This is a genomic window from Kosakonia oryziphila (assembly GCF_900094795.1).
Classification (GTDB): Bacteria; Pseudomonadota; Gammaproteobacteria; order Enterobacterales; family Enterobacteriaceae; genus Kosakonia; species Kosakonia oryziphila.
On record NZ_FMBC01000022.1, the window covers coordinates 1 to 21,951 of the forward strand.

The window sequence follows — 21,951 nt, forward strand, 5'->3', positions numbered from 1 at the left end:
AAACCCTGTCGCTGGACTCGGGGTTGAAGAAATTACAGCAACGGTATACCGATATGATATTGGTTTACTGAGTTTTCTGGGGATCCCTCAGGGGAAACCCGCCCTTTTCTTTCGCAAGACAGGACACTTTCATGGCTTACACCACTTTTTCACAGACGAAAAACAATCAGCTACTGGAGCCGATGTTCTTTGGCCAGCCGGTTAACGTGGCGCGCTACGATCAGCAAAAATATGACATCTTTGAAAAGCTGATTGAAAAACAACTCTCCTTCTTCTGGCGTCCGGAAGAAGTTGATGTTTCCCGCGACCGTATCGATTTCCAGGCGCTGCCGGAACACGAAAAACATATTTTTATCAGCAACCTGAAATACCAGACGCTGCTGGATTCCATCCAGGGCCGCAGCCCAAACGTCGCGCTGCTGCCGCTGATTTCCATTCCAGAACTGGAAACCTGGGTCGAGACGTGGGCGTTTTCCGAAACCATCCACTCGCGCTCTTACACCCACATCATCCGCAACATCGTTAACGATCCGGCGGTGGTGTTTGACGATATCGTCACCAACGAGCAGATCCTCAAGCGTGCGGAAGGCATCTCGCATTTCTATGATGAACTGATTGAGATGACCAGCTACTGGCACCTGCTGGGAGAAGGCACACACACCGTAAACGGCAAAACCGTTACCGTGAACCTGCGCGAGCTGAAAAAGAAACTTTACCTGTGCCTGATGAGCGTTAACGCGCTGGAAGCGATTCGCTTCTATGTCAGCTTCGCCTGCTCCTTTGCCTTTGCCGAACGCGAACTGATGGAAGGCAACGCCAAAATCATCCGCCTGATTGCCCGCGATGAAGCGCTGCACCTGACCGGCACTCAGCATATGCTGAACCTGCTGCGCTCTGGCGCTGACGATCCAGAAATGGCAGAGATTGCCGAAGAGTGCAAACAGGAATGCTATGATCTGTTCGTGCAGGCGGCATTACAGGAAAAAGAGTGGGCAGAATACCTGTTCCAGGGCGGTTCGATGATCGGCCTGAACAAAGACATTCTCTGCCAGTACGTCGAGTACATCACTAACATCCGCATGCAAGCGGTTGGCCTCGATCTGCCGTTCCAGACGCGTTCAAACCCGATTCCGTGGATCAACACCTGGCTGGTTTCCGATAACGTGCAGGTGGCGCCGCAGGAAGTGGAAGTCAGCTCCTACCTTGTCGGTCAGATCGATTCTGAAGTCGATACCGACGATCTGAGCAGCTTCCAGCTTTGATGAGCCGTGTAACGCTGCGCCTTTCCGGTACCGAGGTGTTGTGCCGGGATGAGCACCCTTCCCTGCTGGTGGCACTGGAGGCACAACAGGTGGAGGTGGAGTACCAGTGTCGCGAAGGCTACTGCGGTTCCTGCCGCTGTCGTCTGGTAGCAGGCCAGGTTGACTGGATTGCCAAGCCACTGGCCTTCGTTAACGAAGGGGAAATTTTGCCCTGCTGCTGTCGGGCGAAAGGCGATATTGAGATTGAGATGTAAAAAAGGGCCTTTACAGGCCCTTTCAGACTGCTGACTGTTTTATTTTTTCTTCAAAAACTGCACCGCTTTATCCGGAAAATCGGTGAACAGACCATCCACGTCCGCCTGTTTGTACAACACGTTATAGAGCTGATTAACATCGCTGGCGTACGGCGGAAGCTGATCCGCACGGACGGTAAACGGATGCACCTGCAAATGATTTTCATGCGCCTCTTTTACCATCTGCGTAAGCTTCACGTTGCCTGGAATTGAGCCATTAGCCACTAGCATATGGTAATCCGGGCCAATCCCGTCGGCATACTGCGCAATCTGCCGCATCGCGCCAGGTTGCAACATCCAGTCATAGTTGTAATTCACCCATTGACCATCCGGTTGTTTTTGCTGGGTTTCATGCCATTTGGTGTAGGCAATCAGTTGCACCAGATTGAGATCCATCCCCATCTTCGGCTCCAGCTCATGTTTAATGCGTTTCAGCTCGTCGGCATCAAAACATTGCAGGTAGACTTTGTCTTTTTTGCTGGTGTAACCGTACTTTTTCAGCACTTCCAGCGTCTTCGCGGCAATGTCCTTGCCTTCCTGATGATGAAACCACGGCGCTTTGATTTCCGGGTAGATACCGACATTTTTGCCAGTGGAGAGGTTCAATCCCTGCACAAACTCAATCTCTTCGGCAAAGGTATGAATGTGGAATTCCGATTTTCCCATCGGGAAGCGCCCCGGAAAGAGCTGCACTTTCTTGCCGTTTTCCACATCGAAGCCTTCGGTAAACTTCAGCGAACGAATTTCGTCCAGCGTAAAGTCGATGGCGTAAAAGCGGCCATCTTTACGGGCGCGCTGCGGAAAACGCTCCGCCACATCGGTCACGCGATCCAGATAGTGATCATGCAGGACAACCAACTGGTCGTCTTTGGTCATCACCAGATCCTGCTCGAGATAATCAGCACCCTGCGCGTAGGCCATCGCTTTGGCCGGTAATGTATGCTCCGGCAGATAGCCACTTGCGCCACGATGGGCAATCACGATTTTCTCTGCCGCCAGCGCCTGGCTGGCAAATAAACCGGCCAGCAGCAGGCCGGTTGTGATGCGGGTAAATGTGTTTTTCATCCGTTCTCCCTTTTACTGATGGCGCGCCAGTATCTCAGCATGGTGACGTTTTTCGCCCAGCATCACGATAATCAGCAACAAAACGGCGAGAATACTGCCGCCGATCATCACCATAAAACCGCCATCCCAGCCGAAGAAATCAACGGTATAACCAACAATTGCGCTGGCGGCGACAGAACCGCCGAGGTAGCCAAACAACCCGGTAAATCCGGCTGCCGTACCCGCCGCTTTTTTCGGCGCCAGCTCCAGCGCATGCAGGCCAATCAGCATCACCGGACCATAAATCAGGAAACCAATGACGATCATACAGGCCATATCTACCGTCGGATTGCCTGCCGGGTTCAGCCAGTAAACGATAGTCGCGATCGTCACCAAAGTCATAAAGAACACGCCGGTCGCACCGCGATTGCCACGGAATACTTTGTCCGACATCCAGCCGCAGAGCAGCGTGCCGGGAATACCCGCGTACTCATACAGAAAATAGGCCCACGAGGATTTATCCAGCGCGAAGTGCTTCACTTCTTTCAGGTAGGTTGGCGACCAGTCGAGAATACCGTAGCGCAGCAGGTATACGAACACATTAGCCACGGCGATGTACCACAGCAGCTTGTTCGGCAGAATGTACTGCATAAAAATCTGCTTCGCCGACAGCTCTTCTTCGTGCTTGTCGCTGTAATCGTCCGGATAGTCGTTTTTGTACTCTTCAATCGGTGGCAAACCACAGGATTGCGGGGTATCACGCATCAGAGCAAAGGCGATAATCGCCACCAGAATCGCGCCAAAGGCAGGCATATACAGCGCCGCATGCCAGTCGTTAAACCAGGCCATACCCAATAAAAACAGCAGTGGCGGAACGCCGCCGCCAACGTTATGCGCACAGTTCCACACAGAAACAACGCCGCCACGTTCCTTTTGCGACCACCAGTGCACCATCGTACGTCCGCACGGCGGCCACCCCATACCCTGGAACCAGCCGCATAGAAAAAGCAGCGCAAACATGATCATAATGCTTGAGGTAGCCCAGGGTACAAAGCCCATAAACAGCATCACGGCAGAAGCCAGGATCAGCCCGGCAGGCAGAAACATGCGCGGATTCGAACGATCCGATACCGAGCCCATGATAAATTTTGAAAAGCCGTAGGCAATCGAGATACCCGACAGCGCGAATCCCAGATCGCCACGGGAGAAGCCCTGTTCAACGAGGTATGGCATGGCCAGGGCAAAGTTTTTACGCACCAGATAGTAGGCAGCGTAACCAAAAAAAATGCCAAGGAAAATTTGCCAGCGCAGCCGCCGGTAAAGCGGGTCGATTTGCGCGTCCGGCAGACGCGAAAGATGGGGTGCGGGTTTAAAAATACTCAACATAGCGGCCTCCGTGGCGCGGTGAGACTCATTTCGTTCAGTCATGAGTGAAAACGAACATGACAAAAGTTATTCGCGGCGGATTGTAGAGAAAGTTTTACGTAGAGAAAACGTGTTGTCGCAATTAGTGTTACAGAAATATGACAATGGTCTAATTTCACGCATGGAAGCGCGTTTCACTTTCGTTATTTGCTCGAATATGCGCGATATCAAACAAACCATGCTTATAGTGTGGCTAAATGGTTGCATCTGAAAGTCAGCCACAGGGACACCAGGATGCATAACTCTCCTGATTACGATGTGATCATTATTGGCGGCGGAGCCACCGGTGCCGGGATAGCCCGTGATTGTGCCCTGCGCGGACTGCGCGCGGTACTGATAGAACGTCACGATATCGCCACCGGTGCAACCGGCCGCAATCATGGGCTACTGCATAGCGGCGCACGCTATGCGGTCACCGATAATGAATCTGCGCGCGAATGCATCGCAGAGAACCAAATCCTCAAACGCATTGCCCGCCACTGTGTTGAACCCACCGATGGTTTGTTCATTACGCTGCCGGAAGATAATTTGGTCTATCAAAGCCAGTTTATCGATTGCTGCAAGCAAGCAGGCATTCCGGCGCAGGCGATTTCGCCGCAGGAAGCGCTGCAGTTAGAACCGAGCGTTAACCCAACACTGCTCGGCGCCGTGCGCGTGCCGGATGGGACGGTTGATCCTTTCCGTCTGACCGCCAGCAATATGCTGGATGCGCGTGAGCATGGGGCAAAAATCCTTACCGGTCACGAAGTGTGCGGGTTGATTCGCCATGGTGATCGCGTGAGCGGTGTTAATCTCTGGCATCCGGCCAGCGGCGAAAACCTGCAACTTTACGCGCCAGTGGTGGTGAATGCTGCCGGGATCTGGGGCCAGCGCATCGCGGAATATGCCGATCTGCACATTCGCATGTTCCCGGCCAAAGGCGCGCTATTAATTCTCGATCACCGAATCAATCAGCGCGTTATTAACCGCTGCCGCAAACCTGCCGATGCCGATATTCTGGTGCCTGGCGACACCATTTCGCTGATCGGCACCACCTCCACGCACATTGATTACGCCGATATCGATAACGTCCGCGTGACGCCGGAAGAGGTGGATATTTTACTGCGCGAAGGGGAAAAACTGGCGCCGGTAATGGCGCAAACGCGCATTCTGCGCGCCTATGCAGGCGTACGTCCACTGGTAGCCAGCGACGACGACCCGAGCGGCCGCAATGTCAGCCGGGGCATTGTGCTGCTGGATCACGCACAGCGCGACGGGCTGGAAGGGTTTATCACTATTACTGGCGGTAAACTGATGACCTACCGCCTGATGGCCGAATGGGCAACGGACACTGTCTGCAGAAAACTGAACCACAGCGCGACCTGCACCACCGCCTCCACACCGCTGCCTGGCTCCCGGGAATCAACTGAGCAGACGCTGAAAAAAATCATCTCGCTGCCAACGCCGCTGCGCGGTTCTGCGGTCTATCGTCACGGCGATCGTACGCCTGGCTGGCTCGGCAGCGATCGCCACAACCGCAGCCTGGTCTGCGAATGTGAAGCCGTGACGGCGGGTGAAGTGCAGTACGCAGTGGAAAACATGAATGTCCATTCGCTGCTCGATTTGCGCCGCCGCACACGTGTCGGCATGGGCACCTGCCAGGGTGAGTTATGCGCCTGTCGCGCCGCCGGGCTGTTAAACCGTCTGCATGTTACCAGCGAAACCGAATCTCTCAGCCAGTTGAGTGATTTCCTTAATGAGCGCTGGAAAGGCGTGAAACCGGTGGCCTGGGGCGATGCCCTGCGCGAAAGCGAGTTTACTCGTTGGGTCTACCAGGGATTATGTGGTCTGGAAAAGGAGGCCGAAGATGAGATTTGATACGGTCATCATAGGTGGTGGGCTGGCAGGATTGCTGTGCGGCATTCGCCTGAGTGAAAGCGGGCAACGCTGCGCGATTATCAGCCGGGGCCAGAGCGCACTGAGTTTCTCTTCCGGCTCGCTGGATCTGTTCTCTTTTCTGCCTGACGGACAACCCGTTACCGACATCGACAGCGCGATTGCCTTGCTGGAGCAACAGCATGGTGCGCATCCTTACGCACTACTGGGTGCGAAAGCGGTGCGCCGCTACGCGCAGCAGGCGCAAACCCTGCTCGCCAACTGTAAACTGGCGTTGCAGGGGGAGATCGAGACACCGCACCAACGTGTGACGCCACTGGGCACGTTTCGCCGCGCCTGGCTTAGCCCGCAGGAAGTGCCGAGCAAAACGGATGCGCAGCAGCGAACTGCAGTGGTCGGCATTAGTGGGTTTCTTGATTTTCAGCCGCAACTGGCAGCAGGTGCGTTGCGTAAACGCGGCATCGATGCCCACGCCGAAGAGATTGAACTGCCGACGCTGAACAGGCTGCGCGATAACTCTAGCGAGTTCCGCTCGGTGAATATTGCCCGCGTGCTGGATGCGCCGGAAAATTATAGCGAGCTGTATGACGCGCTGCTGCCACTCAGCCAACAATACGGGATGCTCTGGCTACCCGCCTGCTTCGGCCTGACGGACAACCACGTATTTACGCAACTGAATAAACAATTAGCATGCCCGCTGCGCCTACTGCCGACGCTGCCGCCATCCGTACCGGGAATGCGCATGCAGTTATTATTGCAGCAGCGTTTTATTCAACAAGGTGGGAACTGGATGCCAGGCGACGAGGTGTTGCGTGCCGACATCAGCCACAACCATGTCACACAGATCTGGACCCGTAAGCATGAAGACATCCCTCTGCGCGCTCGCCACGTCGTGCTTGCCAGCGGCAGCTTCTTCAGCAATGGCCTGATCGCCGGGCGCGATCGCGTGCGGGAGGCGGTTTTTGATCTTGATGTAATGCAGAGCGACAAGCGCAGCGACTGGTATCGTGACGATGTGTTTGACAGCCAGCCATGGCAACAATTTGGCGTCCGGACCGACGCGCAACTGCGCGGCCTGTATCAGGGCGCTATCGTGGATAATCTTTATATCATTGGTTCGGTGCTGGGCGGGTTCGATGCGGTCGCCCAGGGATGCGGCGGCGGGGTTTGTGCCGTAACGGCGCTGCATGCCGCGCAGCAGATCATTGCACAGGGAGGAGAACAATGAACAGCACGCAGTTCGAAAGCTGTATTAAATGCACTGCATGCACCACTGCATGCCCGGTCAGCCGGGTCAACCCCAATTATCCCGGTCCGAAACAAGCCGGCCCCGATGGTGAACGGCTGCGTCTGAAAGATGCTGCGCTGTATGACGATGCGCTGAAGTATTGCACCAACTGTAAACGCTGTGAAACCGCCTGCCCTTCCGGGGTGAAGATTGGCGACATTATTCAGCGCGCCCGTGTCCAGTACGCAGCAAAACCGTTCTCACTGCGTAATGCCATCCTCAGCCATACGGATTTGATGGGCTCGCTGTCAACACCCTTTGCTCCGATCGTCAACACCGCTACGGCGTTAAAACCGGTACGTCAGTTGCTTGATAAGACGCTGAAAATCGATCACCACCGCACGCTGCCCAAATACTCTCACGGTACCTTTCGCCGCTGGTATCGTAGCATCGCCGCGCAACAGCGGGCATTTTCTCAACAGGTGGCGTTTTTCCACGGCTGCTATGTCAATTACAACCATCCACAGTTGGGTAAAGATCTGATCCGCCTGCTGAACGATATGGGGATTGGCGTACAGTTATTACAGCGGGAGAAATGTTGCGGTGTGCCGTTGATTGCCAATGGCTTCTACGCAAAAGCGAAAAAACAGGCGCAATTCAATGTGCACTCGCTGACGCAGACCATTGACCAGCAAGGCTTACCGGTAATCGCCACCTCTTCTACCTGCGCTTTCACCCTGCGAGATGAGTATCCGCACCTGCTGGATGTGGATAACAGCCACGTACGCTCACACATCGATCTGGCGACGCGCTGGATCTGGCGCATGCTGGATGAAGGGAAAAAACTGACGCTGCGCGAGACACCGTTGAAGGTGGTCTATCACACCCCATGTCATATGGAAAAAATGGGCTGGACGCACTATACGCTGGAGCTGCTGCGGCGCATTCCCGGGCTGGAACTGACGGTGCTGGACTCCCGCTGTTGCGGTATCGCTGGCACGTACGGTTTTAAAAGCGAGAACTACACAACTTCGCAGGCCATCGGCGCGCCACTGTTTGCCCAGATTGAGGCCAGCGGCGCCGACCTGGTGGTGACGGATTGTGAAACCTGTAAATGGCAGATAGAGATGTCCACCAGCAAGCGCTGCGAACATCCCATCACACTGCTGGCGCAAGCATTAGGGTAACGGCAAGCCGTTACCCTTTCTTTCAGAATTACACCGACAGGATTTCGACGACATTGATCCAGCCGTGATCGCTGGCCAAATCTTTACCTTCCAGCCAGCGACGCAGGATATTGAGCGCCATCATCGAGCACACTTCCTGACGCACAACCAGACCATGGCGATTGGTGTTGAATTTCACCCGTAGCGCCTGCGTCCCTTCCGGCGTCGCAAGCGCAAAGTTGAGGTGCTCCTCTTCCAGACCAGTGACAGTCAGCGCCAACCCGGCAAGATGCCGGTTGCGTAGTTCGGTCGTCCAGCGTGCGCTTTGCGCCAGTGCTTCCGCCTGCGACGGCAATACTTCACTGGCCAGCAGTGGCGCATCGGCGCGGGAAAGTTGCAGCGCGACCAGACCACCGGTGAACTGCTCGCTCAGGGTCAGACTGAGCTGGCGTTCGCGTAGCCGCGCGGCAAGCAGCGCCGGTAAGCCGATGGTGCCTTCAAAAATCAGGCTCTCTCCGGCGACACGTTTCACTTGCGTCCATACGGCTTCCATTGCCGCGCGATGCTCCGCCGGACCGGTCAGTTTCAGTTCAATAATCGGCATCGATGAGCGGTAACCCATCACCACGCCTTCAGGCAATTCGAGGTGCTCCAGGCTTTGCGCCAGATCGCTTTCTGAGCGACCAAAGGTGGTCAGGCGCAGACAAACTGGCGGCTCTGGCAGCGTAAAGCGCACACGCAGACGCGGCAGGATTTCGTGCTCGACCATCACCTTGAACTCAGACGGCACGCCGGGGGTAAAGAACATCAGACAACGGTTGAGCTGTACGGCAAAACCGCATGCGGTGCCGACCGGGTTATCCACCAGTTCCGCGCTGGCCGGGATTTCCGCCTGTTTGCGGTTGCTGGGCGTCATCACGCGGCCACGTTCACTAAAGAAACGCTCCATTTGCGCCAGCCAGGCTTCGTGCAGCACCAGCGCTTCACCTTTGGCCGTTGCCGCCGCCAGCGCACTCAGATCGTCGCTGGTTGGCCCAAGACCGCCGTTTACAATCAGTACATCCGCGTGTTCACTGCGTTCACGCAGAATAGCAACCAGATCATTGAGATTATCGCCGACGGTGTTGCGGCGCGTTAACGGCAGTCCCTGATTAAAGAAAAAGTCCGCCAGCCATGCCGCATTGGTATCCACAATCTGACCATGCAGCACTTCATCGCCGGTGGACAGCATCTCCACGTTTAACATTCTTATCTCCAGCAATCGAGGTTGAAACACTATAACGCATGTGCGGGGTAAAAAAGGCAATAACCTGGCACGCCGGGGAATCAGAAGCTGGCGCTTACGCCGACGTACGGACCATCAGCGACAGCGTTATTACGATGACCTTCTTTACAGGTCATATCGATATAGCGATAACCGGCTTCAACGGTCAGTGGGCGCATAATGGTGTAACGCGCACCAGCGTTCGCTTCCTGGTACTCTTTCACACCGCTGGAGAGCGAATCCGGTGAGTAATAATATTCGCCAAACAGGCTGAAGCTGCTGGCAATTTTCCATTGCAGGCCACCGCCGACCGCAATGGCATAACCGTCGCTGCCAGAATCCGGGCTGATATAAAGGCCTTTACCGCCGACCGTCGCCAGGAACGGCCCCAACGGAAGGTTATAGCCCAGCCCCAGACCGGCGACTTCACCATCATCTTCGCTATGCGCCCAGTTGCCGGTCACGGCAATACCGCTGGTTTCAGTACCCAAACCGAAACCTAAGTTGCTGTAATTTTTACCAAGCTGACCATTTAAACTCACAGCCTGTGCGCCGGCAGATGCCAGCAGCAGACTGGCTAACCCTAATAAAGCCACTTTTTTCATTTTTGATATCCGCACATTTCAAGCCAATTTCCCAAAGCTGCTGATTATATGCCTATTTTTCTTTTCGCATAATCAATAAAAAAGGGAGGATGCGCTAAACCACTCACTTTGCTAGCGCTTCGGCGTGCTATACCGTTGTGCTTATTTTTCATTATTATCAAGTAAATATCGATGCGGCAACGGACAATTGTCTGCCCGCTGATGCAAAATGACGGCGCGTACCTGATAACGCAGTGACCAGGGATAGGGCGTTGGAAAAGGCTACTGCACCGCACCATTAACGACGGCATTCGCCCACTGAAGCACCGCGCGCCGCGAGATTTTGATCCCTCCCTTTTTCAGCTCAGCAGGCATCGCCAGCCAGTGCAGCGGCTGCTGAAAACGAGCCAGTTTATCGCTCACCCATGCTGACAGTGCAGCCGCATCAACACCGCCTTCACACTCCACCACAGCCACCGGGCGCTGACCGAACTCGACATCATCAACCGGCACAACCATAACCTGCTGAACCTGTGGATGACGTGCGATCACGCGTTCCACCTCTTCCGGCTGAATCCCTTCCCCGCCGCTGAAGAAAAGGTTATCCAGCCGACCACGAATAGTGAGGCAACCGCCGTGGAGCATCCCGCGATCACGAGTGGCAAACCAGCCCTCTCTGTTCGTCAGCGGCAAAAGCTCGCCGTTACACCAGTACCCTGACGCCATGCTCTCCGCCCGCAGCCAGACCTCTTCATCAACGATTTTCACTTCGCGTCCGCGCAGGGCGTAACCGACATCTGGCGCGCCGTCGGCTTCTTTAGCGCAGACTGTCGAGGCAAACTCCGTCAGGCCATAGCCGCAAAAACAGCGAATACCGCGCTCACGCGCCTGCTGCGTCAGCGCTACCGGGATTGCTGCGCCGCCCAGTAGTACCGCTTTCAACGATACCGACGCATTGTCGTTGAGTAAGCGCCACAACTGCGTCGGCACCAACGAAGCGTGCGTGCAACCGACCAGCGCCTGTGACAAAGGTAATGCAGGCTGTACGGCGATCCGCGCCCCGGCCAGCAGCCAGCGCCACAAAATCCCCTGCCCGGAGACGTGAAACAGCGGCAGCGATAGCAGCCAGTCATCATTGTCAGCATAGGGAATCAACGCCAGTACTCCCTGGGCGCTGGCGAGGTGCGCATGAAACGTGTGAACGGCCGCTTTCGGCAGCCCGGTTGAGCCGGAAGTCAAAGTCATCGATGCCAGACGCTGCAGCTGCCACGCCACAGCATGCTCGCCAGCGAGTTCATGAAGCGCCAGTGCTTCCAGAGCAGGCCAGTCGCCGCCAGCATCTAAATCCAACGCAAAGCGCAACGTCAGTTGCGGTAAGAGTGCATCCAACAACACAGCAGGCAGTTGCGGGTTAACCGGCAAGACTCGTGCGCCGCACTGCAACAATGCCAGCCACGCCAGCAGCGTATCCGGATGATTACGCGCCCGCAGCATCACGCCATCACCGATGTTCACCCCCTGGCATGCAAAACCACTGGCCAGCGCATCAATACGTGCGCACAGTTCACACCAGTTCAGGGTTTGTTGTTCAAAGCGGGCCGCTATTTGATCGCCGCGAACCTTCCGCCAGTGCCGCCAGGGCCAGTCCGTAAAGGTCATAGTAGTGGTTCCAGTACCTCTGCCTGTAAACAGGGTAAGTCGCTCTCTGGCCAACTGCGCAGGAGCTGGCACTGCATCAGTTGTAAGGTATCCAGCCCGGGAATGGTGCCAGGCGTCAGCCAGGCGGCGATACGCGCGAGTTGCGTCAGGCCAAGGCTGGATTCAATGGACGAACTGATCACCACTGTCAGCCCGAGCGCTTTTGCTGCTGCGACCTGCTGTTGTACCCGCTGCAAACTGCCGGTCAGCGTAGGTTTAATCACCACCGCGCCCAATCCTTGCTGCGACGTAAGCTGAAAATCATCATCGCGCAGGCTTTCATCCCAGGCGATAGTGATCCCGCTTTCGCGGGCAAAGGCCAGCGACTCTGCGGAGGTTTTGCACGGCTCTTCGAGAAAGGCGATGCGCGAGCGATATTCCGGGTTTATATATTTGGCGAACTGCTGCGCTTTCAGCGGCGTCCAGGCGCGATTGGCGTCCAGGCGCAGGCGCAAATCAGGGATCGACTCCAGCAGCAAGTTAACCACCATGCCATCACGCACTGCTTCGTATAACCCGACCTTCACTTTCGCCACTTTCTCACCCGGTAAAGCAGCCAGTGCAGCAAAGAGATCGTCTGGATCGCCAGTACACAGCATGACAGCGCGAAAGTCCGCCTGTTGCGGTAATTCGCCGCGCAGTTCCGCCAGCGCACAACTCAAACCAAACGCCACCGACGGCAGTTCGGGCAGCGATAGCGTTTGATCTTCACGCCAGCCGCGCAGCCAACTGATTGCTGCTTGTTGCGCCTCGTCCAGCGTTTCATGGCTAAAGCCCGGCAGCGGGGAGATCTCTCCCCACCCTTCGCGCCCATCGGCTTGTAAATGGACAAATAAGCCATCGCGGGTTTTCAGGCGACGTTCGCGCAGCACGACACCCGCATCAAGCGGAATTTGCCAACGGTAAAGTTGCGCCTGTCGCATTATGGGTTCCGTTTGAATTTGCTGAAATCGGGCTGACGTTTCTGGTTAAAGGCGTTGCGTCCTTCCTGGCCCTCTTCGGTCATATAGAACAACATGGTGGCATTACCCGCCAGTTCTTGCAGACCCGCCTGGCCGTCGCAGTCAGCATTCAGCGCCGCTTTCAGGCAACGCAGCGCCATCGGGCTGTTTTGCAGCATTTCGCGGCACCAGCGCACGGTCTCTTTCTCCAGCTCCGTCACCGGCACCACCGTGTTCACCAACCCCATATCCAGCGCCTGTTGCGCATCATACTGACGGCAGAGGAACCAGATCTCGCGGGCTTTTTTCTGCCCGACAATGCGTGCCATATAAGACGCGCCCCAACCGCCATCAAAGGAGCCGACTTTCGGGCCGGTTTGACCGAAAATCGCGTTTTCAGCCGCAATGGTCAGATCGCACATCATGTGCAGTACATGGCCGCCGCCAATAGAATAGCCAGCCACCATCGCCACCACCGGTTTCGGGCAGGTACGGATCTGGCGCTGGAAATCGAGCACGTTAAGATGATGAACGCCGGAGTCATCCTGGTAACCGCCGTAATCACCGCGCACTTTCTGATCGCCGCCGGAGCAAAATGCTTTGTCACCTTCGCCGGTCAGAATGATAACGCCAATGCTGTCGTCATAACGCGCATCAGCCAGCGCCTGGATCATCTCTTTCACCGTCAGCGGACGGAACGCATTGCGTACCTGCGGGCGATTGATGGTGATTTTGGCAATCCCGTCGGCAGACTTCTGGTAACGAATGTCGGTGTAGCCTTCGGAACAGTCACGCCACTCAACCGGCGCGTAAAGCATGCTTTCATCTGGATAGATCATAGTGTGCCCTTTATCTCAAGACGCAGAATTCGCGCCAGGACGTCAGCAACGGCTGCGGGATTTTCCCGGTGCGCGTTGTGCCCGGCGGCAGGAATAGCGTGACAGTGGCCGGTGACTTGCGTCGCCAGCACCTGAAACTTACTGTCATATTCGCCGTATAAATAATGAACAGGAATGGAAAGCGCCCGTAATGTGCTACGAAGATCGGGCTGCTGCGCCAGCGATGTTGCTTCCAGCATGGCGGCAAGCGTTGCGCCATTGTTCCGGCTGCGCAATGCGACTAGCGCTGCGCGCTGCGGCTCGCTGAGCGAGGCAAAAACCGACTGCCGGTACCAGGCATCAAAGACGGCCTCCAGCGGCTGCTGACGAAAACGCGACGCCCATTGTCTGTCCGATACCAGACGTTGCTGGCGCAGAGTTTCATCAGGCGGGCCTGGGTGCCCACCTTCCACCACGACACCGCACAAACCGGCAGGATGCTGGCAGGCGTGATACATCGAAACACGCCCGCCCAGCGAATAACCTACCAGCCAGTAGTTTTGTATGTTGTAACGAACAAGCGTTGCCCGCAACAGCGCGTCCATCTCATCGAACGAGGTCACAAAGAGATCGGCGGAACCACCATGCCCAGGCAGATCGAGCAAAAGCCGGGGGAACGCCGTCAGCGTTTCACTGACCGCTTGCCACTCACGGTTATCGCCGGAAAAGCCGTGCAAAAATACCAGCCACGGCTGCGGCCTGTCGGAGGAGAAAGCAAGCCCGTGCAACATCACAACTGGCTCACCTGCGCCAGCAGCGTTTGCAACGCCTGCGCACCATCCGTGTCGTTGACCACCAGTTCAATCAGCGTAGCGCCAGGTTTGCGCCAGGCGCCGGATAACGCCTGCTCCAGCGCTTCCCAGCTTTCAGGACGGTGGTAATCAAGACCGAACATTGCCGCTGCGTGGTCAAAATGCACGTTCTGCGGCATCAGATAGAACTGCTCGCGCTCGGCGGGTGGTGTCGGCAACAGAGAAAAGATTTGCCCACCGTTGTTATTCACCACCAGCAGGACAAAAGGTGCCGGAACCTGACGCAACAACGCCAGCGCATTCAGATCATAGAGGGCAGAAAGATCACCAACCATTGCCAGCGTCGGACGGGCGCTGGCGCGCTGCACGCCTGCTGAAGTTGATAACAAACCGTCGATGCCGCTGGCACCGCGGTTGCTGAATACGGGATAACCTGCCGGGATCTGCCCGAGTGCATCCACCAGCCGTACCACCAGGCTGTTGCCGAGAAAAAGCTGCCCCTGTTCCGGTAAATAATCGGCAATGCGGTGCGCAAGCTGCGCTTCGCCAAAGGTTTCACGCTGTGCCGCGACCCTTTCCCACGCCTGTGCGGAGAGATGAGGTAGTTCCACGCACCAGGGCGCGCGCGGCTCCGCCGGATGTAGCGCCAGCCAACTGGCGACATCCGAAACCAGCCGACGTCCGCGATGGTGCGATGGATCCAGCCGCCCCTGTAGATTATCAATCAGCCAGTATTCTTGCGGTTCGCAGGTTGCCTGCCACTGTAGTAACCGTTTACCGGTCAGGCTACTGCCAAACTGCAACACAATTTGCGCCTGAGCCAGTTCTTCTGTCGCGCGGCTGTTGCCAAGCCACAGATCGGCGCATGGTAACGGCTGGCCAGTCTGGGATAAAACATCCCCCATTAATGGCCAACCAAGCGTTTTTGCCCATTCGGCCAGCAGCTTACCTTCGCTAGCACTCATACGACCGGCCACAATGACGCCGCGTTTTTGCCGCCAGAAAAACCAGTCACACTGCTTTTCGGTACTGACTTTGTTAGGTGTTTGCAGCCACGGTTTATTATTCTGCCACCAGTCGCCCAGCGCCAGTTGCCAGGCAAGACCGCTTTCATCCATTTCGCCATACAGGGGTTCAGCGAATGGACAGTTTATGTGTACCGCCCCGCCATGTAGCGAGCCGAGCGCGTTATCAATAGCCGACACCAGCCAGCGGGCCGGGATCTCCTGCGACGGGCGCGGCAGCGCGAGCGATTCAGCGGGATGCGAGGCAAACATCCCAGGCTGGCGGATAGCCTGGTTTGCCCCACAATCAATCAGCTCTGGCGGGCGATCGGCGGTGAGCAGTACCAGCTTTTCGCCGGTCAGACCGGCTTCGATCAGCGCGGGATAGAGATTTGCCACTGCCGTACCGGACGTCACGATAACCGCGACGGGCTCTTTGCTCGCTTTCGCCAGCCCCAGCGCAAGATGGCCTAAGCCGCGCTCATCAAAGTGCGTATGGTGAATAAAAGCGCTATTTTCCGCTGCCGCCAGCGTTAATGGGGTAGAACGCGAGCCGGGGGCGATACAAACATGCCTGACACCATGACGGGTAAGGGCCTCAAGGATCACCGTCGCCCAGCGTCGGTTAAATGAACTGATTGACATGAGTTTGTCCGGTATCAATATTGCTGTTAAGTATAAATAATCAGAAAAAATTTAATTTTGATATGAATCGGTTATGTGTGCGTAAGTTCTAATAAAGATCGCAGACCAGCCGCTTTATTGTCGATTTCCTGCCACTCTTGCTCGGCGTCCGATCCCGGCACAATGCCAGCGCCAGCGTACAGTCGAACGGTACTACCGCTGACTTTTGCTGAGCGTAACGCGACGCAGAATTCACTCTGCTGACGGGATAAATATCCCGCCGAACCGGCATACCATTCACGGGTGAACGGTTCGTGGCACTGAATAAAGTCCCACGCGGCGCGGCGCGGTAAGCCGGCGACGGCGGCTGTCGGCTGTAACAGTTGCAGGCATAATGCGTCGTCGGGCGTTTGTAAATCGCTCCAGATACAACGCCGTAGGTGCTGAACATTGCGCAGCCTGACGATCTGCGGCGGCAACACATCGAGGGCCGCGGTTTGCTGCTGCAAGCGTTGGCAGATATCTTCCACCACCAGCATATTTTCCCGCTGATTTTTATCGTCGCTCATCAGCCAGGCGGCCAGGTGCTGCGCCCGCAGATCGTCATCATGACCAGCTACCGTTCCGGCCAGCGCTTCGGTACGCAGTGCATTGCCGCGTCGCCGCCACAGACGTTCCGGCGAAGATCCTAAAAAAGCGTTCTGCGCATCAAAGGCCATCATAAAGTGGAAGCAGTGATAATTAACGCGGCGGCTGGCAGCCATCAGCGAAGCCGCATCCACGGCATTTGCATAGCAATAATCGGTCGCCCGGGCGAGCACCACTTTATCCAGCGCCGCGCTTTCGAGCGTCCCCAGCGCCTGCGCGATCAGGTTCTTCCATGCGTCACGCTCCGGGTAATGGCGCTGCTCAAGGCATGGTTGCTGCTTCAGGCTGGCAAGCGGGGTGAAAGGCGAGAGCGCCTGTAAAAACTCAGCAGCGCGCTCAGCATCGTCATACAGAGAGGTCTCGCTGTAGAGGTAAAGCCGTAATATCGCTCGGCCACCTTCACGACGCCACTCAAGGCGTGGCAAAAACAGGGCTCCCTGCGAAGGATCGAAAGCATTAAGCCCCCAGATACGAACATCTTCTTGCAGAGAGTGTAAAAATTGTTGAGCGAGAGGCAACGATGAGAAGTGGCAGAGCGCGCCAAGCACGGCTGTTTCCTCGTCTCCGCTACGCTGCTGCCAGTAAAATTGCGGCCAGACAGACTGACTGGCAAGCCATGCCAGTGGATCGAAAGCGTCGTTTAACGGGAAAGGCGCATCAAAAAAGTGAAAACCAGGCGACCGGGGAAAACGCTCGGTCAAGCGGCGATACAGATCGCCAAGCGCAGAGGAAATGGAAAGCACGCAAGCCCCTCCCTGTTAAAAACCACATAGTATACGGGGTACTTAACGTAATAACAGTACCCCCTTCCAGGGAGGGGAAGTGAAGCGTTAGCGGCGGGCCAGTAGCAGACCAAGTACCAGACCGACAGCAGCGCCGACACCAATGCCCTGCCACGGTTTTTCATGAACATAATCGTCGGCGCGATACACTGCTTTTTTCGCCCGATAGTAGTAGGTATCCGACGCCCTGCTGACGCGGTTCTTCACGTCATGCAGCGCCTGCTCGGCGCGGGCTTTAAGCTCGATGTACTTCTGGTCTGCAGGGTCGCCCGAGGAGCGAAGAACTTCTTCCAGCGTTTCGCTCAGCAGGGTCAGGTCGTCATCAATGTTTGAATCATAAGAGTGGTATGACATCGTTTGTCTCCATGTTATGCACCTGTCCGCTAACTATAGACAAACACTACGGGTTACGCCTGGCGGATCTCCCGCGCCATTCCGATATGCGCAATGCCGTCTTCATCATAGACATCTGTCACGGGCTGAAAGCCAAAGTGTGCATAAAAAGATTGCAGATGTGCCTGCGCTCCCAGGTATAGCGCCCGTTGCGGCCAATGCTGCACACAGGAATTCACGGCGCGTTCCATCAACTGGTAGCCCAGTTTTTCCCCTCTAACCTGAGCGCTGACAATCACCCGGCCAATCACCACGGGCGATAGATCATCATCACTTTTCAGAATCCTCGCATACGCCACCAGTTGATCCCCTTTCCAACCGAGGATATGTCGGTTTTCTCCTGTCAGATCCTCGCCATCCACGTCCAGATAGGGGCAGGTTTGCTCCACAACAAACACTTCGCAGCGCAGCTTCAGCGCGGCGTAGAGTTCAGCAACGGTGAGTTCAGAATGGTGCAGGTCTTGCCAGCGGATCATCTCTTGCTCCTTATTTGTTATCATCCGTTATACTCAATTTTTTGTGATTTGGGCAGAGCATAACTGTGGAACTGATTTTCCTTGGCACCTCCGCTGGCGTCCCGACACGCGCGCGTAACGTAACTGCGATGCTATTGAATTTACAGCATCCAACCCGCGCAGGGCTTTGGTTGTTTGATTGCGGAGAAGGCACGCAGCACCAGATGCTGCGGACGGCATTCCATCCTGGTAAGCTGGACAAAATTTTTATCACTCATCTGCATGGCGATCATTTGTTTGGTTTGCCGGGGTTGCTGTGCAGCCGCTCAATGGCCGGGAATGTTCAGCCGCTGGATATTTATGGCCCGCAAGGTATTCGCGAGTTTGTGGAAACAACCTTACGGCTGAGCGGTTCATGGACCGACTATCCGCTGACAATCCATGAAATAACGGCCGGGCTGGTAGTGGATGACGGTCTGCGCAAAGTTACGGCTTACCCGCTGGCGCACCCGGTGGAGTGCTACGGTTATCGTATTGAAGAGCACGATAAGCCCGGCACACTGGACGCAGCCGCGCTGGTCGCCGCAGGTGTAGCACCAGGGCCGCTGTTTCAGAAATTAAAAGCGGGTGAAACGGTGACGCTGGAAGATGGACGAACACTGCGCGGTACTGATTATCTTGCTCCGGCAGAGCCGGGTAAAAAGCTGGCGATTTTTGGCGATACCTCTCCCTGCCCTGCATCGCTTGAACTGGCGCATGGTGTGGATCTGCTGGTGCATGAAGCCACGCTGGAAAGTGCGATGGAGGAGAAAGCAAATAGTCGTGGTCACAGTTCAACGCGGCAGGCCGCGCAACTGGCGCTGAACACGGGCGCAGGCAGGCTGGTGATTACACACCTCAGTTCGCGCTATGACGAGAAAGGTAGCCAGGCGGTGCTGGCCGAATGCCAGGCACTCTTTGCGCAAACAACTCTGGCTGAGGATTTTGCGCTGGTTCACATTTGATTTTCATTTAAGCACTCTATTTTTTTCCCCACATGCCGATAATGGATATACGCAGGCATTTTCTATTGAGGGCATGATGGATAATTTCCAGAAAGACATCGATGACAGGGCGAATCTAACTCTGTCGAACCGGTTTGAGCTGTTGCTGTTTCGTCTCGGCACATCGTTGGATTCAACGAAATCAGAGCTGTTTGGCATCAACGTGTTTAAATTGCGCGAAATCGTGCCGATGCCCACCTTCACTCGCCCTGCTGGCATGAAGCCGCCCTTAATGGGGATGGTCAATATTCGCGACCAGGTGATCCCGGTGATTGACTTGTCTGCGGTTGCGGGCTGCAAGCCCACGACCGGCCTCAATATTTTGTTGATCACAGAATATGCCCGTAGCGTACAGGCCTTTGCAGTGGAGTCGGTAGATAACATCATTCGCCTGGACTGGAAACAAGTGCATACGGCAGAGAAAGCGATCAACGGTCGTTATATCACCAGCATTGCCTGCCTGGATGACGATAAGGACACTAACAATCTGGCGATGGTGCTGGATGTTGAGCAGATTCTGTATGACATTGTGCCTGCGGATCACGACGTTCATGGCGATCATGTACCGGACAAGAAATTCCATCTGAAACCGGGCTCGGTAGCGATTGTGGCGGAAGATTCCAAAGTGGCACGCGCCATGCTGGAAAAAGGCCTCAACTCGATGGAAATTCCGACCGACATGCATATCACCGGCAAAGATGCGTGGGAGAAGATCCAGCGTCTGGCGCAACAGGCCGACAGCGAAGGTGTACCGGTTAGCGATAAGATCGCCATGGTACTGACCGATCTTGAAATGCCGGAAATGGACGGTTTTACTTTAACGCGTCTGATAAAAACCGATCCGCGCCTGAAAAACATTCCGGTGGTGATCCACTCGTCACTCTCCGGTAGCGCGAACGAAGATCACGTACGTAAAGTACAGGCTGATGGCTATGTCGCGAAGTTCGAAATCAACGAGCTTTCGTCAGTGATTCAGGAAGTGCTCGACCGCGCCGCCAATAACATCCGCGGCCCGCTGATCAGCCACCACCAGGTTGCTTCACAGCCGTTACTGGCGAAATAATTTCCGCACCATAAAAAAACCGCCGGGTTTACAGCCCGGCGGTTTTTGTTTATGCGCTATACGCAATTACATCATCGGCAGCGCTAGCTGTACGATACTGATCAGCGGCTGCGGGTAAATACCCAACAGTAATACCAGCAACGCAGAGATCAGCACCACAATCCCGCCAGCACTGTAGGCCCAGTCGGAGGGCGCATCACGGTTCAGTTGCTGCGGAGCACTCAGATAGAGGCTTACCGCCACGCGCAAGTAGTAATACAAACCAATCGCCGAACCGACCACCACCGCGCCCGTCAACCACCACAGGTGCGCCTCGACGCCAACGGCAAGAATGTAGAACTTACCGATAAAGCCTAAAGTCATCGGAATGCCCGCCAGTGACAGCATCATCACCGTCAAAACCGCCGAGAGAATCGGACGGTGCCAGAACAAACCACGATAGGAGTAAAGCGATTCTGCGTCCGGGCCGCGATATGGGCTAGACATCAGGCTCACCACACCAAACGCACCAAGGCTGCTAAACAGGTAACCGGCCAGATAAACACCAACGGTTTCCATCGACATCTGGCCGTTCTGCAACGCAATCAGCGCCACCAGCAAATAGCCGAGGTGCGAGATGGAGGAGAAACCAAGCAGACGCTTGATGTTGGTCTGGCTCAGCGCCATCAGGTTACCGAAGATGATGGAAACAAAGGCAATAAGACCCAGTACCACACGAACGGCTTCGCTGTCGCTAATCGGCGCATAGAGGAACAAACGCATCAGCACGCCAAAGATGGCGATTTTGCTGGCAGTCGCCAGGAAGGTGGAGACTGGCGCAGGCGCGCCCTGATAAACGTCTGGCGTCCACAGGTGGAACGGCACCAGCGAGAGTTTGAAACCGAGACCGACAATCATCAGACCCAGCCCCGCCAGCAACAGCGGTTCCTGCAACATGCCTTCGCCGAGGCTCTTACCGATAGCAACAAATGCCAGATCCCCGGTTTGCGCGTACACCAGTGCGATACCGAACAGCAGGAAAGAAGAAGCTGCGGCAGACAGAATGGTGTACTTGATACTGGCTTCCAGCGAACGTTTCTGGCGGAAAGCATAACCCACCAGCCCGAACAGCGGCAGGGAGATCAGTTCAATACCAAGGAACAACGCCGCCATATGGTTGGCGTTAGCCAACAGAATGCCGCCCATTGCTGCAATCAGTACCAGCAGATAAAACTCTTCTTTGTTGTCGCTATACCCTTCCAGCCACGGATAGGCGAAGGTACAAGTGGCGAGGCTCGCCAGTAGCACCAGCCCGGTGTAGAGCATGGCGTAACCATCGACGCGCATCAGCGGCGTCACATCCATTGCTCCCGCCTGCCCAACAAACCACAGGGAGAGTAGCGCAACGTTCAGGCCGATGACCGACAGCGTGGCATTGAGGAAATGGTTGCGTCGCCACGCAATGGATAGCATCACAACCACCACCGTCAATCCGACGATCAGCAGCGGCAGCAGCGCAATCAGGTGTTGTGGAGTAATTGTCATGGCGA

20 protein-coding genes are annotated in these 21,951 nt (G+C 55.7%); 7 read left to right on the top strand and 13 right to left on the bottom strand.

The genetic code is table 11. The annotated features are described in order from the left end of the window. The first annotated feature begins 131 nt into the window (after nt 1–131). Both nrdB and yfaE read left to right on the top strand, forming a co-directional pair. Nucleotides 132–1,262: a class Ia ribonucleoside-diphosphate reductase subunit beta gene (nrdB, locus tag GA0061070_RS11890; RefSeq protein WP_090136356.1), complete on the top strand. Its 1,131-nt coding sequence runs from the start codon at nt 132–134 to the stop codon at nt 1,260–1,262. Beyond that, complete coding sequence (yfaE, locus tag GA0061070_RS11895) at nt 1,262–1,516, top strand: class I ribonucleotide reductase maintenance protein YfaE (protein ID WP_090136357.1); 255 nt, start codon at nt 1,262–1,264, stop codon at nt 1,514–1,516. The genes nrdB and yfaE overlap by 1 nt, the downstream gene beginning before the upstream one ends. 39 nt (nt 1,517–1,555) lie before the next feature. On the opposite strand, the gene glpQ is transcribed toward yfaE, so the two are convergent. Continuing rightward, nucleotides 1,556–2,620: a glycerophosphodiester phosphodiesterase gene (gene glpQ, locus GA0061070_RS11900; protein WP_090136358.1), complete on the bottom strand. Its 1,065-nt coding sequence runs from the start codon at nt 2,618–2,620 to the stop codon at nt 1,556–1,558. Nucleotides 2,621–2,632: 12 nt separating this feature from the next. Further along, nucleotides 2,633–3,985, bottom strand: coding sequence for a glycerol-3-phosphate transporter (gene glpT / locus GA0061070_RS11905; protein ID WP_090136359.1), 1,353 nt, complete (start codon nt 3,983–3,985; stop codon nt 2,633–2,635). Nucleotides 3,986–4,258: 273 nt separating this feature from the next. Here glpT and glpA point away from each other — a divergent pair, with 273 nt between their 5' ends. From glpA to glpC, 3 genes are read left to right on the top strand one after another with little or no spacing between them, the layout of a single operon-like run. Continuing rightward, nucleotides 4,259–5,881: an anaerobic glycerol-3-phosphate dehydrogenase subunit A gene (glpA, locus tag GA0061070_RS11910; protein ID WP_090136360.1), complete on the top strand. Its 1,623-nt coding sequence runs from the start codon at nt 4,259–4,261 to the stop codon at nt 5,879–5,881. After that, complete coding sequence (glpB, locus tag GA0061070_RS11915; protein WP_090136361.1) at nt 5,871–7,127, top strand: glycerol-3-phosphate dehydrogenase subunit GlpB; 1,257 nt, start codon at nt 5,871–5,873, stop codon at nt 7,125–7,127. The genes glpA and glpB overlap by 11 nt, the downstream gene beginning before the upstream one ends. After that, on the top strand, nt 7,124–8,314 hold the full coding sequence (glpC, locus tag GA0061070_RS11920) for an anaerobic glycerol-3-phosphate dehydrogenase subunit GlpC (protein ID WP_090136362.1): 1,191 nt from the start codon (nt 7,124–7,126) through the stop codon (nt 8,312–8,314). Before glpB ends, glpC begins: the two co-directional genes overlap by 4 nt. 28 nt (nt 8,315–8,342) lie before the next feature. Here glpC and GA0061070_RS11925 read toward each other — a convergent pair whose 3' ends face one another. The 10 genes from GA0061070_RS11925 to GA0061070_RS11970 form a co-directional block, all read right to left on the bottom strand. After that, nucleotides 8,343–9,539: a nicotinamide mononucleotide deamidase-related protein YfaY gene (locus GA0061070_RS11925; RefSeq protein ID WP_090136363.1), complete on the bottom strand. Its 1,197-nt coding sequence runs from the start codon at nt 9,537–9,539 to the stop codon at nt 8,343–8,345. Nucleotides 9,540–9,619: 80 nt separating this feature from the next. Then, nucleotides 9,620–10,162 (bottom strand): YfaZ family outer membrane protein, encoded by a 543-nt coding sequence (locus GA0061070_RS11930; protein WP_090136364.1) that lies wholly within the window; start codon nt 10,160–10,162, stop codon nt 9,620–9,622. Nucleotides 10,163–10,423: 261 nt separating this feature from the next. Further along, nucleotides 10,424–11,800 carry an o-succinylbenzoate--CoA ligase gene (menE, locus tag GA0061070_RS11935; RefSeq protein ID WP_090136365.1) on the bottom strand — a complete coding sequence of 459 codons (1,377 nt, stop codon included), beginning with the start codon at nt 11,798–11,800 and terminating at the stop codon, nt 10,424–10,426. Further along, complete coding sequence (gene menC, locus GA0061070_RS11940) at nt 11,797–12,762, bottom strand: o-succinylbenzoate synthase (protein ID WP_090136366.1); 966 nt, start codon at nt 12,760–12,762, stop codon at nt 11,797–11,799. The genes menE and menC overlap by 4 nt, the downstream gene beginning before the upstream one ends. Continuing rightward, nucleotides 12,762–13,619, bottom strand: coding sequence for a 1,4-dihydroxy-2-naphthoyl-CoA synthase (menB, locus tag GA0061070_RS11945; protein WP_090136367.1), 858 nt, complete (start codon nt 13,617–13,619; stop codon nt 12,762–12,764). Before menB ends, menC begins: the two co-directional genes overlap by 1 nt. Then, complete coding sequence (menH, locus tag GA0061070_RS11950) at nt 13,616–14,392, bottom strand: 2-succinyl-6-hydroxy-2,4-cyclohexadiene-1-carboxylate synthase (protein ID WP_090136368.1); 777 nt, start codon at nt 14,390–14,392, stop codon at nt 13,616–13,618. The genes menB and menH overlap by 4 nt, the downstream gene beginning before the upstream one ends. Then, a complete protein-coding gene (menD, locus tag GA0061070_RS11955) occupies nt 14,389–16,059 on the bottom strand; it encodes a 2-succinyl-5-enolpyruvyl-6-hydroxy-3-cyclohexene-1-carboxylic-acid synthase (protein WP_090136369.1) in 1,671 nt (556 codons plus the stop codon). The genes menH and menD overlap by 4 nt, the downstream gene beginning before the upstream one ends. Nucleotides 16,060–16,130: 71 nt before the next feature. Beyond that, nucleotides 16,131–17,429 (bottom strand): isochorismate synthase MenF, encoded by a 1,299-nt coding sequence (gene menF / locus GA0061070_RS11960; protein ID WP_090136370.1) that lies wholly within the window; start codon nt 17,427–17,429, stop codon nt 16,131–16,133. An 87-nt stretch (nt 17,430–17,516) separates the two neighbouring features. Then, a complete protein-coding gene (gene elaB, locus GA0061070_RS11965) occupies nt 17,517–17,822 on the bottom strand; it encodes a stress response protein ElaB (protein WP_090136371.1) in 306 nt (101 codons plus the stop codon). 53 nt (nt 17,823–17,875) lie between these two features. Beyond that, nucleotides 17,876–18,337 (bottom strand): GNAT family N-acetyltransferase, encoded by a 462-nt coding sequence (locus tag GA0061070_RS11970; protein ID WP_090136372.1) that lies wholly within the window; start codon nt 18,335–18,337, stop codon nt 17,876–17,878. A 65-nt stretch (nt 18,338–18,402) separates the two neighbouring features. On the opposite strand from GA0061070_RS11970, the gene rbn reads away from it, so the two are divergent. Together rbn and GA0061070_RS11980 are read left to right on the top strand one after the other, a co-directional pair. Beyond that, a complete protein-coding gene (rbn, locus tag GA0061070_RS11975; protein ID WP_090136373.1) occupies nt 18,403–19,320 on the top strand; it encodes a ribonuclease BN in 918 nt (305 codons plus the stop codon). 76 nt (nt 19,321–19,396) lie between these two features. Then, the gene (locus GA0061070_RS11980) at nt 19,397–20,422 is read left to right on the top strand and encodes a chemotaxis protein (RefSeq protein WP_090136413.1); all 1,026 of its coding nucleotides are present in this window, start codon (nt 19,397–19,399) and stop codon (nt 20,420–20,422) included. 66 nt (nt 20,423–20,488) lie between these two features. Here GA0061070_RS11980 and nuoN read toward each other — a convergent pair whose 3' ends face one another. Beyond that, nucleotides 20,489–21,946: an NADH-quinone oxidoreductase subunit NuoN gene (gene nuoN / locus GA0061070_RS11985; protein WP_090136374.1), complete on the bottom strand. Its 1,458-nt coding sequence runs from the start codon at nt 21,944–21,946 to the stop codon at nt 20,489–20,491. Nucleotides 21,947–21,951: the final 5 nt, after the last annotated feature.

Bases quoted from the DNA above. Each gene is read 5' to 3' on its own strand.
- nrdB (WP_090136356.1), top strand. From the start codon at position 132: ATGGCTTACACCACTTTTTCACAGACGAAAAACAATCAGCTACTGGAG.
- yfaE (WP_090136357.1), top strand. From the start codon at position 1,262: ATGAGCCGTGTAACGCTGCGCCTTTCCGGTACCGAGGTGTTGTGCCGG.
- glpQ (WP_090136358.1), bottom strand. From the start codon at position 2,620: ATGAAAAACACATTTACCCGCATCACAACCGGCCTGCTGCTGGCCGGT.
- glpT (WP_090136359.1), bottom strand. From the start codon at position 3,985: ATGTTGAGTATTTTTAAACCCGCACCCCATCTTTCGCGTCTGCCGGAC.
- glpA (WP_090136360.1), top strand. From the start codon at position 4,259: ATGCATAACTCTCCTGATTACGATGTGATCATTATTGGCGGCGGAGCC.
- glpB (WP_090136361.1), top strand. From the start codon at position 5,871: ATGAGATTTGATACGGTCATCATAGGTGGTGGGCTGGCAGGATTGCTG.
- glpC (WP_090136362.1), top strand. From the start codon at position 7,124: ATGAACAGCACGCAGTTCGAAAGCTGTATTAAATGCACTGCATGCACC.
- GA0061070_RS11925 (WP_090136363.1), bottom strand. From the start codon at position 9,539: ATGTTAAACGTGGAGATGCTGTCCACCGGCGATGAAGTGCTGCATGGT.
- GA0061070_RS11930 (WP_090136364.1), bottom strand. From the start codon at position 10,162: ATGAAAAAAGTGGCTTTATTAGGGTTAGCCAGTCTGCTGCTGGCATCT.
- menE (WP_090136365.1), bottom strand. From the start codon at position 11,800: ATGACCTTTACGGACTGGCCCTGGCGGCACTGGCGGAAGGTTCGCGGC.
- menC (WP_090136366.1), bottom strand. From the start codon at position 12,762: ATGCGACAGGCGCAACTTTACCGTTGGCAAATTCCGCTTGATGCGGGT.
- menB (WP_090136367.1), bottom strand. From the start codon at position 13,619: ATGATCTATCCAGATGAAAGCATGCTTTACGCGCCGGTTGAGTGGCGT.
- menD (WP_090136369.1), bottom strand. From the start codon at position 16,059: ATGTCAATCAGTTCATTTAACCGACGCTGGGCGACGGTGATCCTTGAG.
- elaB (WP_090136371.1), bottom strand. From the start codon at position 17,822: ATGTCATACCACTCTTATGATTCAAACATTGATGACGACCTGACCCTG.
- GA0061070_RS11970 (WP_090136372.1), bottom strand. From the start codon at position 18,337: ATGATCCGCTGGCAAGACCTGCACCATTCTGAACTCACCGTTGCTGAA.
- GA0061070_RS11980 (WP_090136413.1), top strand. From the start codon at position 19,397: ATGGATAATTTCCAGAAAGACATCGATGACAGGGCGAATCTAACTCTG.
- nuoN (WP_090136374.1), bottom strand. From the start codon at position 21,946: ATGACAATTACTCCACAACACCTGATTGCGCTGCTGCCGCTGCTGATC.